The organism is Glutamicibacter nicotianae (genome assembly GCF_002797775.1).
Classification (GTDB): Bacteria; Actinomycetota; Actinomycetes; order Actinomycetales; family Micrococcaceae; genus Glutamicibacter; species Glutamicibacter nicotianae.
Genome location: NZ_PGEY01000001.1, coordinates 2,365,784 through 2,377,099, shown reverse-complemented (window position 1 = coordinate 2,377,099; position 11,316 = coordinate 2,365,784). Strand labels below are relative to the sequence as shown.

The window sequence follows — 11,316 nt, the reverse complement described above, 5'->3', positions numbered from 1 at the left end:
GCAGGAACCTGTCTGGAAATCGAATGACAGGAGACACGCCATGCGCATGAATCTGAGCAAAACGCACAAGAAGGGGTACGCCGCCGTACTGGGACTGGAAGCCTACGCCAGCCAGTCGGTGCCCAAGGAGCTCTACGAGCTGGTGAAGCTGCGCGCTTCGATCCTCAATGGCTGCTCCTTCTGCACCGATATGCACTCCCACGACGCCATGGAGATGGGCATGTCCACCGCGAAGCTCTTTGCCGTCGCTGCCTATAACGATTCCCCGCTGTTCACCGACGCCGAGCGCGCAGCCCTGAGGCTGACCGATGCGGTGACCCGGCTGGATCCTGCCACCGGGGTCAGCGACGAAGTCTGGGACGCGGCCGCTGACGAATTCAGCGAGGAAGAAATCGGCAACTTGATCCTGGCAATCGCCACCATCAACGTCTGGAACCGCATTGCCGTCCCGACCCAGCTCGAACCGCCAGTACGCGACTAGTGCCGGAACGCGCAGGTAGAATCGGGCGCGTGGAGCAACCAACGGAATCTGCCGCGCTGGCGCAGTGGGACGCAGAGAAGAGCCGGCTGACCGTCCTGGCCTACAACATGCTCGGCGTGTGGGCGCAGGCCGAAGACGTGGTTAGCGAAGTGGCCGAGCAGCTGCTCAAGCTCACCCCGGAAGCCGCCGAACAGGTGCGCAACTGGCCGGCGTTCCTCACCACGCTTGCCACGCGCCGGGCGATTGGCGTCCTGCGCTCGGCTCAGCGTCAGCGGACCGAATATGTCGGGGAATGGCTGCCCGAACCGGTAGGGCAGCTGGCGCTTCCCGAAGATGAGGCCCTGAGCGGATCGATGCTGCGCCTCGGCGTGCTCTTCCTTCTCGAAGAGCTCTCGCCCCAGGCCCGGGCCGCCTACGTGTTGCACCATGCCCTGGGCTACAAGGCGGCGGAGATTGCCGAGGTGCTGGAGACCTCGCCGGCTGCTGTCAGGCAGCTGCTGAGCCGGGCCGGCAAGAAACTGGGGCACGCCGAAGCACCCAGCAGGGAAGCAAGCGAAGTATCGTCATTGCTGTCGAAGGTCGTGGCAGCCATACGCCACGGCGATGCCGAGGAACTGGTCAGGCTGCTGTCCAAGGATGCGGTGCTCTACTCCGACGGCGGAGGCAAGGCCCGGGCCGCGTTGAACCCGGTGTTCGGCGCGCAGCGCATTGCCCGCTTCCTGGTTGGCGTTGAGCGGAAAAATCCAGGGCGAAGCGTCTTTTCGGGAGAAGTGAATCAGGCGCCTGCACTGCTCTTCAAGCTGGCAGGCCGGCAGGACGTGGTGGCGATCGAGGTGGCCGCAGGACACATTCAAACCATCTTGCTGGTGTCCAACCCGGACAAGCTTTCACACGCCAGTGCGCAGTGGAGCATTCTGGACCGGTAGCGGAAGACTGTTCCACGTGGAGCGGAGTTGTTCAAATCCTTGTTGATACAGTAGTTTCCATGAATCGACCCCGCAGCTTCGGTCCGTTGGCACTGGGTAGGATCCAGTGCGCGTGCCTGCTGGCAGCCGCCGTCGTGCTCGGCCTCGGCAGCGCCACCATCCCAGTTCACGCGTCTGCCGCGGCCACGGAATCCGAAGCGCCGGCACCGGTGTACCCCTCGGCGACACCCAGCGATGGCGCCGAAGACGAGGGCACGGTCCTCATCCCGTCGGTAACATCCCAGGAAGGCAACTTCTACCTTGCGGTGACCGACGCGGCACTCGACGACGTGGATTCGGAAAGAATCATGGACCAGGTCCGGCAGGCCGTAGGCGAGCAGGATGCGAAGATCCTGCTCGGGGTGGACCAGGAGCCGAACAACCTCAAGGGAGCCGCGCAGCTGGTGCGCGGGATGCTGATGTTCGGGGACAGCGACGCGCTCAGCGATGACTGGCTGGAGAACGGAAAGACCCTGGGCTACGTCGGCAAAGGGTGGATTGCCGTCGGCGTGATGCTGCCAGAGGACCCAGCCGATGAGGTCGAGGTCTTCGTGGATCCGGGCCGCGATATCAGCGAAACGGACCCCGGGTCCAGCCAGAAGATCCTGGCAGCCGGGGACGAGGCATTTAGGGCGGGGGACTACACCGCAGGCATCACCGAGGTCGCGCTGGCCACGACCCAGCAGCTGCAGGCGCCGCCGGACCGGACGCTGTCCAAGGTGATCGCCGTGGGCGTGCTCGCTGTGGCAATCGTCTTCATGCTCGCCTGGGCGTGGCGCGCCAAGCGCCGCAAGGCCAAGAAGGCGGCGGCTGCCGAACGCCTCAAGCAGGCCGAACTGCTCGAATCGCGGATCCAGCAAGCCAACCGCTACCTCGGCCGCAAACCGGTGCCCGACTTGGGCCTGCCGGAACAGGGCCGCTTGGCCGAGGCGATGGCGGAACTGGAAAAGCAGCGTGCCGGCACCCAGCATGGTACCCAGCACGCACAGGACCTGGATCCGGGGATCGCCTTTCAGGGACAGGTCTCCGAAAAGCAACTGGCAGATCTGCGCCACCGCGAACGCGAACTCTCGCTGCTGCGCGGCGCGGTCCAGCTGGCCCACGACTTCGCAGGACGGCCACGGGATTCTCACGAATCCTGGGCATCGATTTTCGAATACCACCGTGAGCGGCTGGAAGACCTGGCGCTGTTCCTCGATCTTCCCGGTGCAGGGCAGCTTGGCTGCGCCCAGGCCGCTCGCACCGTGATCATCACCCATACCGATGAGCTGCAGCTGCTGCGAACCCGGGTGGGCCGGCGGAACACCGGAGCCGAGGAAGCTCCGGGCATTCTGAACCGGCTTTGGGAGTTGCGCGACGAGCTCGATAGCGTGCTGCTCGATGCGCTGGCGCAAGCCGGGCAGGCGCGGCTCAAGGTTCCGCAGGGGCTGGGTGAGCGGATGGCAGGCAGGCAACCGGCTGACGCTGCGCTGGAAAATGATCCCATTGCGCTGCTCAGGAATTTCCTGCCGGGAAGCGAGGCCCGCTGATGCCTGCCCGTTTGATGCATGATTCCACCGGACGGCGCTTGCGCCGCCCCTTCCACTGGACCGCGATCGCTGCCATTTTCATGGCTTTGGTGACCACGGCCCTGGGCGTGCGCGCCGTGCTTGCGGTGCAGGCAGCCAACGTCCCTGCACCCTATGAGGTCACGGTAGTGGTCCAGGGGGAGAACGGCTTCAACATCACCCAGCAGACGGTGGACGCCGAGCTGGCCCGGCACCCGGTGCGGGCCACGGCCCCGCTGGAACTGGTCATTGCCGACCGCTGGCTAACGGGCGATGAACTGCTGCGCGGGGAAGTGCCCGAAAACCAGATCATCGTTTCGACCAAGATGGACAACCGGGATTCCGGGCAAAGCGAGGCCGAGCAGCGCTTCTCCGGGGTGGGTGTGGACCGGAATCTGGTCGCCTCCGACGACGCGCATGACGACCTGCGCTTCGATATCGAGAATGCCTTCATCAAGAACATCTCGGTAGGCCATGGCCCCAAGGCTGCGGTGGCCGCCGCGCATACCGCCGCCGTGCTGCTGGATGATTCGCCCAGCAACTCGGCGATCTTCTGGTTCGCCGTGGTGGGCGCCAGCGCCATGCTCACCGCGGCGCTGCTAGCCAGCGCCCTGCGCTTCCGTTCCCGGTGGGCTTCCCGGCACCGGCGGCTGGCCGCGGCCCAGCGCAAGCTGGCCCGCGTGGTCCTGGATCTCGAAGCGTTGGAAGCCACCTACCAGGCAGCTGATCCGGGGCACCGCCCGGCCGGCTTCACCAAGGCCTGGCGGCAGCTCGAAGCGCTCTCCCTTGATGCCGCCCGGCGCGAGGACCCTCTGGTGCGCCTGATCTTCGACCGCGCCGCCTGCCTGGATAAGAAGACCGGTCAGCAGCTGGCCGCTTTCGAAGCCGATGCGCGCACGCTGACCGAACTGGCAGATTCCCTGATGGGCGCCGGCTCGGTGCATGCCCACCTGGCTGGCACCGGATCCACGTTCGACAAGCTCAGCGCCCCGATCAACGATGCCGCCACGGCGCTGCTGATCCGGCTGGAAACGGCCCCCGGCACCATGGTTGCCGGCAAGGACCTGGAGGATTTCCGCGGCGCCTTGGGCGAACTGCTCAACGCCGCCCATGGCGATACCGGCCAGCGCACGGCCGTAGAGCGCTGGGCCGACGCCGAAAAGCAGCTGGCCAAGCTTGCCGCGAAGATCTCGACCCGGTTGCGCCGTTATCCGCGGGGCCAGAAGCAGGAGGTGCCGCCGATTGGTGCCCAGCACAATGAGCTGCGCGCCAGCCTGGGGCTGCCGCCGGTCACCAAGCAGAGCGCTTTGCAGCAGATCGCCACGGCGAATGCGCTGGCCCGCGGGGTGCTCGGCGACACGCTGCAGACCGACCAGGCTGCCGGAGGGGCATCGGGCGAACCTGCTGGCTGGCAGCGCATGCTGGCCCGCTTCGCCAGCACCCGCAAGGCAGCTGGTGATGAACCGCCGAAGCTGCGCCGGGCGTGGAAGTTTGGACTGCTTGCGGCCCTGCTGGTGGGCAGCCTGATCGCCTCGGGGCTCATTGTCTCCTCGATAGCCAACGAACCCGAACGCACCTATGAAGGGTCAGGCCGGGGAATGGAACTTGAAATCGATGACCAGGGCCAGCTGGTTGACGAGTCAGAGATCCGCCGGTACATGGAGGAAGACTTCGAGACCACACAGCGGATTCTGGTCGCGGTGCGCGATGCGGAGGCCTACCTGGATCTCAACGAGGTCGAAGGCTATGACTTCCGCGAATCGACACCCGAGAGCGTGCGCTCGGCGATCTTGCGGACCAAGGACGAATATTCTGATCGCGCTGATCCTGCCAACGGGGAGCTTCCCGAGGACTTGACGATCATTCCGCTGCTGATCACGGATGAAGGCAAGGGCATCATGCCCGGGCTGATTTCCGGTGCGGTCATTAGTGGTACCGCCTCGTGGGGAACGACCGGCGGGTGGGAGCACGGAAGCATCTACGAGTCGAACTATCCGGCGATGGAAGCGGCCGGTGCGGCCGAGGACTTCGCCGTGGTGCTCAAGCGGGCCGGCTATGAGCAGCCGGACTACAACACCACCTTGCTGTACTGGATGCTCGTGTTCATGCTGTTCTTCACGGTAATCAACGTTCTCCAGGTGATCCAGTACCTCCTGGGGGCCAGCACGCAGCTGACCCGGTTCTCCCGCGGTTCGCGGTCGGTGCAGCAATCACGCCGGCAGCTGGAGCAGCTGGCCATGGGCCTGGAGGATTCGCAGATCAATGCGGTGGCAGTGCTCGGTGCAAGCGAGGCGGGGATTGCCGACGAGGCAGGCCAGCGCTTGTTCGAGCGCGCCCTGATGATGGCGTGGCGCGAGGCCGAGGAATTGTCCTCGATGACCTTGGGACAGCGCTTGCAGGCCGGCTATGCCCAGCGTGCGGCGCATCTGGCCCAGCTGGTGGCGTTGCTGGGCGAACGCGATGCCGATGTGGCGCGGCGGGCCAAGGCGCTGGTGCTGGCCAGCCGCGGTGCCGGCGGGGATGCGCCGGCGGAAGTCCAGCTGCCGGGACGGTAGTGCTTCCGCCCCGGCAGCCGGATCCTGCTCGGACTCAGCCCAGCAGCTCGGGCAGTTCCTGCGCCTCGTTGCCCAGCACCTTCTGGGAGAGGAACTCGGTGACGACCTGGTACCAGATCTTGGCGTGCTGCGGGGTGAGGATCCAGTGGTTCTCATCCGGGAAGTAGAGGAACTGGTGCTCGGTGCTGCCGTCTTCCTTTTGCGGCAGCCCCGAATCGGCCAGCAGCTCGTACCACAGGCGCAGGCCCTCGCCGATGGGCACCCGGTAGTCCTTGTCGCCGTGGATGACCAGCATCGGGGTGACGATGCTGCCCACCGAATGATGCGGCGAGTTCAGCTCGCGCATTTCCGGGCTCATCTCGCGGGTCCAGTAGAACGCTGCGTCGGTGGTCTTGCCGAAGCCTTCCAGTGCCCACAGGCTGGCGTGCGTGACGATTGCCTTGAAGCGGTCGGTGTGCCCTGCCACCCAGTTGGCCATGTAGCCGCCGAAGGAGCCGCCCATCGCGGCGGTGCGGGTTTCATCGATGTCAGCGCGCGCCTCGGCGGCATCGGTGATGGCCAGCAGATCCGTGTACGGTTCCTGGCCCCAGCGGCCCCAGCCGCGCTGGATGAACGCCTGGCCGTAGCCGGTGGACAGGGCGGGATCCGGCAGCAGCACCGCATAGCCCTGGGCTACCAGCAGCCATGGGCTCCAGCGCCAGCTCCAGGCGTTCCAGGAGCCCAGCGGTCCGCCGTGGATCCACAGCAGCAGCGGCGCCTTGTTAGTGGCAGAAGCTGATTCCGGCAGGGCCAGCCAGGCACGGACGCTCGATCCATCTTCGGCCGTGGTCGTCACCTCGGTGAGCGTGCCCGGCAAGGCCGGGCGGGCAACCGGGGAGCGCAGCTCGGTCAAGGCGGCGAATTCGCCCGGCTCCAGGTCGCCGGTGTGCGCCAGGTCGATGGCTACCGGTTCGGCCGGGTGCAGGTAGCTGGAGCGCAACGCGTAGGCGGTGCGCGAGTCGCTGCTGATGACCACGTCGGTGAACGCTCCGTCTTCGGTGAGCCGGGTGATCTTGTCGTTGTACAAGCTCAGGTGGAAGACCGGGGCATGGCCGTTGTCGTCCGCGACCAGCAGCAGCGAGCGTCCATTGGGAACCCACTGCAGGTCGCTGACCCAGCGGTCCCAGCCGGCGGCGATTCGATGGGTGGCGCCGTCGGCCAGGTCCATCAGCCACAGCTCGAAGACCGGGGCGGTTTCGGCGGTGGAACGCTCCCAACGTGCATAGGCCAGCTGGGTGGAGTCCGGGCTGATCTTGCCCAGCGTGTATTCGTACGTGTCGTCGGGGGCGAGCAGCATTTCGTGGGCGCCGGTGTGCAGATCGATGCGCATCAATCCCGGGGCCGAGGAGGCCCGGCCTTCGGGAACTTGCCATTCGGTGACCAGGAAGGCCCCGTTGGCAGCGACATCGTAGTAGGTATCCTCCAGATTCGCGCCGATGCCCGGGGTGAGATCGGTGAGCTGGGTGCCACTGGTGTCCTGGGGGTCCGGCAGGGAGCCGGTATAGAAGTGCGGGGTGGACGGGCCCAGGTCTTCGTCCCAGAAGCGAACCGGGTAGCCGGTGTGCAGGATTGCCGAGACCTTCTTGTCCTTGCGTCCGGTGCGCAGCGCCGCTTCGGCCTCCAGGTCCTTGGCACGGCTGAAGGCCGAGGTGCGCAGCACGATGGTCTGCGGTGACTGCTTGCAGATCCGCAAGGACTGCACCCCTGCCGGGTGGGCGATCACCGAACGGGCTTCGCCTCCGGCCATCGGAAGGATCCAGCCTTCGGCCTTGGCGTCTTCCTTGGATGAGCGCTTGGCCACGAAGAGCAGGTCGCCGTTGGCGGTGAACTGCGGCTGCGATTCGCCGTGCTCGCCGAAAGTCAGCCGGCGTGCCGGTTCCTGGCCTTTGGGGTCCAGCGACCAGAGGGCGCTTTCGTATTTCGTCTCATCCTCGGACAGGGTGCTGAGGGTGGTGACGAGCTTCGTGCCGTCGGGGGAGAGCGCCAGGCCGCTGAGCCGGCCCAGGCCGATAAAAGAATCTAAATTATGAAATGAATGCTTAGAGTGTTCCACTTCACATATCTTGCCACTGTTCGCAGCCGGGCACTACCGAATATCGAAAATTACGCGGCATCGGAACGAAAGGCCGGTGCAACTTGCAACCAAGGAGTTATGGCACAGCTATTGGAAAAACCTGCAAGCCCGTGGAGGATGGGTTCCATGGGGGAGCTCGCGATGTCAGCTGCATGACCGGATAATCGATCAAGGAGTTGGAAAAGATGAACCGTGCCAGAACCCGTCTTGGGGCGCTCCCGATGATGTGCGCGGCAGCGCTGATGCTGGCTGCCTGTCAGGGAGCCGAGTCGGAACCGGCCGAAAGCCAGAGCGCAGGACCAAGCGGAACGTCGCCATCGGCAAGTGCCAGCGCGCCGACCGCTTCCAGTCCCGAATCCAGCCCAACGCAAAGCACCGCAAGCCCGGATGCGCCAAGCTCGGCGGCGCCAGAGCTGAGCCAGGTGCATGAAGTGCACGGCATCCGCTTCTTTACCCCTGAGCAGTGGACTGCCACCGGGGACGACTGCGACGGCGAGTGCACCGAATGGGATGAATGGGAGATCAAGGACGCGCAAGGCAAGCACGTGCTGACCCTGATCCCCACCACGGCAACCTCTCCGGATGGAGACATGGCGCTGTATGAACGGGAGCTGCTGGATCGCAAGGAACTTGAAAATCCCGGAGCGGACACCGGATTCCATCCCACCAGCCTGATCGCCGAGTTCTGGGAATCGACGGACCAGAAAGACGGCGAGAAGGATTCAGGATTCGACATTGCCCTGATCGATGACGAAGAGCTCGCCAAGCGCGATGAGAATCCGGACCTGAACTTCTTCAAGGTCGGCGAGCAGTCGCCGATGATGTGGGTTGAAGAGGATTATCTGGAAGACCATGGTGTTCCTGACGACCCGACCAAGCAGCAAGCGCAGCAGTTCCTGGGCACCGGGCAATACGCGTTGGTGCGCGACATCTTGCTCAGCGTGGAACCTGCCGTCGGCTAGCCAAGCCGGAACATAGGAAAAGCAACAGAAATCAGGCAATCGCCCTGGCTTCTGTTGCCTTTCTTCACGCCTCAAAAAACTGCATTCCGCGCAAGGGCGCGGAAGTGGTGCATATGCTGAAGGCCGAGGAAACGGGTAGGGGAAATTGCCGCTGAGCAGCGAAGCTGCAGGGTGCACTGGAAGCCTCTTGGCCACGACAAGCAGGCTTGGCTGTGCCGTTCGAGCGGTGTAAATAAATCCCAAAAAGACTCCTCTGTCACTTTGTGTGGCCTGTAACATGCTACTGTGTGTAGGCACACAAAGTTATAACGTGAAAGGTGCACACATGGGCGTGCTGGCACTTGGCGTATTCATCGCCGTGACAGTCATAGTTAACGTCGTACTGAAACGGCGTATCTCAGAGGCGCTTGTACTAGCGCTGATAGCTTGTTCCCTGGTCGGCGGTGCTGATGCGCTGAACCTGTTGAGCGCAGCCGTAGTTGACGGCTTCCAATCAGACGTGACCTTCGCGGGCATGGCCTTTGTGTTCATGGGAGTGATCGTCTCGGCGACAGGCCTGATCGAGCGCCTGATCCATATCCTGAATTCGATGTTCGGGCGCGTTCGCGGTGGATCGGCCTACGTATCGACGCTGGGCTCGGCCGCAATCGGGCTGGTGGCAGGATCTACCGCAGGCAACACGGCGACGGTCGGCTCGGTAACCATTCCGTGGATGAAGGAAAACGGCTGGTCGTCCAATCGCGCCGCAACGCTGGTAGCGGGAAACTCCGGCTTGGGCGTCGCGCTCCCGCCGAACAGCACCATGTTCATCCTCTTGGCTATGCCGGCCGCCGCTGGCATTTCTGCTGGCGACGTATATGTTGCACTGGCCATTGGCGGTGCTTATTGCGTGCTCTACCGCATGATCCTGGTGTTCACTTGGGCTCGTGCCGACGGCATTCCCGTAGCGAATCGGGAGGGCATGGCGACGTTAGGGCAAGCGCTGCGCGAAGGATGGCGCTCGCTACTGATTTTCCTTGGCATCGCGATCCCTGTTGCACTGACCTTCGGCCCGCTGTTTGAATTCCTGTCCCGCCCGGAGTTGGTGGGCAAGAATTCGATGGGCTCGATCTCCATCATTGTTTGGGTTCCGATTCTCATCTCGGCAATCGCATTGATCGAGGGTCGAAAGCGGATCTTCGCGCCGGATTCGAAGTTCAAGGTGATCCTGAATCGCGAGCTGCCGCAGTTCGCCACTGTTGGTGTTTCGCTGTTCGCTGCGCTGAGCGCTTCGAACATCATGGAAGCGCTGGGCGTCGGTCCGCAGCTTTCGGATTTCCTGGGTTCGCTGGATATGCCAAAGGCGGCGATTGTCGCAATCGTCTGTGTCATGGCCGTTGTCGTAGCCACCCCGCTGTCCTCGACTGCAACCGCCGCGGCCGTGGGTGCACCGGCAGTGATGGCGTTGACCAGCGTGGGTATCGATCCAGTCATCGCCGTGGTGACGGTCCTGTTGTGCACCTCGACAGAGGGTTCTTCTCCACCGGTCGGTGCGCCGATCTATCTGGCTGCCGGCTTTGCCGAAACCAATCCAACCAAGATGTTCATGCCATTGCTGGGCTATTTCGTGCTGCCAATGATCGTCATTGCCTGGCTTGTCGGCATGGGCTGGCTGCCGATTCCGATTTCGTAGGAGAAAAACATGCGACTCATGAAAATACTATTCCTGGTCTTCTTGGCGCTGTTCATGATCGGCGGCACTGCAATCGTCGGTACCCAGCTGGCCGGTGTGCTGTCACTGAATGGTGATCTGGTCAGCGGAGCCAAGCAGATCCTGTATCCGTGGACCTTCAGTTTTGCGACCGCGTGCGCACTGTGCGCCTTCGTGCTGCAGTATTCAAAGGAATACAAGGAAGACGAGCAGGACTAGTAGCCAGCTGTCAGTTCAGTCCACAAGTTTTCAGGGTCAAGGTCCAAGCCTTGGCCCTGAACTGCTTGTACAAGCAGTAGCTTTCCTGTCGCGACCAGGTGCTGGCGCATGGCAAGCGCAGCCGCCGGGGCATTGCCGCTGGAGATGGCGGTGATGATCGGTTCATGCTCGGCCATGATGTCACCCAGGGTGCGCTGCTTGCCTGCGGTGGAAACACCAAGCAGCCGCGTTGCGACACGAAGGCGGTTCACGATGTTGCGCCCGCGGTTCGACTGCGCGACCTCAAGGATGAAGTCGTGCAGCTGCTGGTCCAGATCGAAGAACTCTTCGGTCAGATCCGCTTCGGCGCATCGGGCCAAGCCAGCAACGATATCATTGAGCCGCGCCGCGATCTGCGGGGTGCAGGCCTGCGCGGCCCTGAATGCGGCGGGAACCTCCAGCGCCAGCCTGAGCGAGAAAATTTCTGCGACATCCTTTGGCTGGGTCGGAATGATGCGGAAGCCGCGATTACGAGCAAATTCAACCAAGCCGGCTTCCTCCAGGCGCAACAAGCCATCGCGCACCGGTGAGCGGGATATCTTCAGGCGATCAGCCAGCTGGTAGACGCTGTAGAGGGTGTCGGTCTTCAATTCCCCAGAAATGACAGCTGAACGGACGTAGTCCATCACTTGTTCGGTCAATGTGCGCCCATGTTGGGCGGGGACTTGGAGATCGGAGGTCATGAACTGATTCTCTCATTGAAATCTCCTGCCGAGTTTTCACGTAATCAAGAAACTAAACAGTA

At 63.4% G+C, this 11,316-nt stretch carries 9 protein-coding genes; 7 read left to right on the top strand and 2 right to left on the bottom strand.

Features of this window, described 5'->3' with window-relative positions; translation table 11 throughout:
• Positions 1-40 precede the first annotated feature (40 nt).
• From ATK23_RS11055 to ATK23_RS11040, 4 genes are read left to right on the top strand one after another with little or no spacing between them, the layout of a single operon-like run.
• Positions 41-481: a carboxymuconolactone decarboxylase family protein gene (locus ATK23_RS11055; RefSeq protein ID WP_066141847.1), complete on the top strand. Its 441-nt coding sequence runs from the start codon at positions 41-43 to the stop codon at positions 479-481.
• A 29-nt stretch (positions 482-510) separates the two neighbouring features.
• The gene (locus tag ATK23_RS11050; RefSeq protein WP_066141844.1) at positions 511-1,407 is read left to right on the top strand and encodes a sigma-70 family RNA polymerase sigma factor; all 897 of its coding nucleotides are present in this window, start codon (positions 511-513) and stop codon (positions 1,405-1,407) included.
• A gap of 59 nt (positions 1,408-1,466) precedes the next feature.
• Positions 1,467-2,975: a hypothetical protein gene (locus ATK23_RS11045; RefSeq protein WP_157066394.1), complete on the top strand. Its 1,509-nt coding sequence runs from the start codon at positions 1,467-1,469 to the stop codon at positions 2,973-2,975.
• A complete protein-coding gene (locus ATK23_RS11040) occupies positions 2,975-5,548 on the top strand; it encodes a hypothetical protein (RefSeq protein ID WP_066141839.1) in 2,574 nt (857 codons plus the stop codon). The genes ATK23_RS11045 and ATK23_RS11040 overlap by 1 nt, the downstream gene beginning before the upstream one ends.
• 34 nt (positions 5,549-5,582) lie before the next feature.
• On the opposite strand, the gene ATK23_RS11035 is transcribed toward ATK23_RS11040, so the two are convergent.
• A complete protein-coding gene (locus ATK23_RS11035) occupies positions 5,583-7,640 on the bottom strand; it encodes a S9 family peptidase (RefSeq protein WP_083515594.1) in 2,058 nt (685 codons plus the stop codon).
• Between the two features lie 206 nt (positions 7,641-7,846).
• Here ATK23_RS11035 and ATK23_RS11025 point away from each other — a divergent pair, with 206 nt between their 5' ends.
• From ATK23_RS11025 to ATK23_RS11015, 3 genes are all read left to right on the top strand, one after another.
• A complete protein-coding gene (locus ATK23_RS11025) occupies positions 7,847-8,623 on the top strand; it encodes a hypothetical protein (RefSeq protein WP_157066393.1) in 777 nt (258 codons plus the stop codon).
• A gap of 310 nt (positions 8,624-8,933) precedes the next feature.
• Complete coding sequence (locus ATK23_RS11020; protein ID WP_245858374.1) at positions 8,934-10,295, top strand: TRAP transporter large permease subunit; 1,362 nt, start codon at positions 8,934-8,936, stop codon at positions 10,293-10,295.
• Between the two features lie 18 nt (positions 10,296-10,313).
• The gene (locus ATK23_RS11015) at positions 10,314-10,532 is read left to right on the top strand and encodes a hypothetical protein (protein ID WP_198934384.1); all 219 of its coding nucleotides are present in this window, start codon (positions 10,314-10,316) and stop codon (positions 10,530-10,532) included.
• On the opposite strand, the gene ATK23_RS11010 is transcribed toward ATK23_RS11015, so the two are convergent.
• A complete protein-coding gene (locus tag ATK23_RS11010; RefSeq protein ID WP_066141818.1) occupies positions 10,529-11,254 on the bottom strand; it encodes a GntR family transcriptional regulator in 726 nt (241 codons plus the stop codon). The two genes, ATK23_RS11015 and ATK23_RS11010, sit on opposite strands and share 4 nt — an antisense overlap.
• Positions 11,255-11,316: the final 62 nt, after the last annotated feature.

Coding starts and splice junctions, on each gene's coding strand:
- ATK23_RS11055 (WP_066141847.1), top strand. CDS start 41: ATGCGCATGAATCTGAGCAAAACGCACAAGAAGGGGTACGCCGCCGTA.
- ATK23_RS11015 (WP_198934384.1), top strand. CDS start 10,314: ATGAAAATACTATTCCTGGTCTTCTTGGCGCTGTTCATGATCGGCGGC.
- ATK23_RS11040 (WP_066141839.1), top strand. CDS start 2,975: ATGCCTGCCCGTTTGATGCATGATTCCACCGGACGGCGCTTGCGCCGC.
- ATK23_RS11010 (WP_066141818.1), bottom strand. CDS start 11,254: ATGACCTCCGATCTCCAAGTCCCCGCCCAACATGGGCGCACATTGACC.
- ATK23_RS11045 (WP_157066394.1), top strand. CDS start 1,467: ATGAATCGACCCCGCAGCTTCGGTCCGTTGGCACTGGGTAGGATCCAG.
- ATK23_RS11025 (WP_157066393.1), top strand. CDS start 7,847: ATGAACCGTGCCAGAACCCGTCTTGGGGCGCTCCCGATGATGTGCGCG.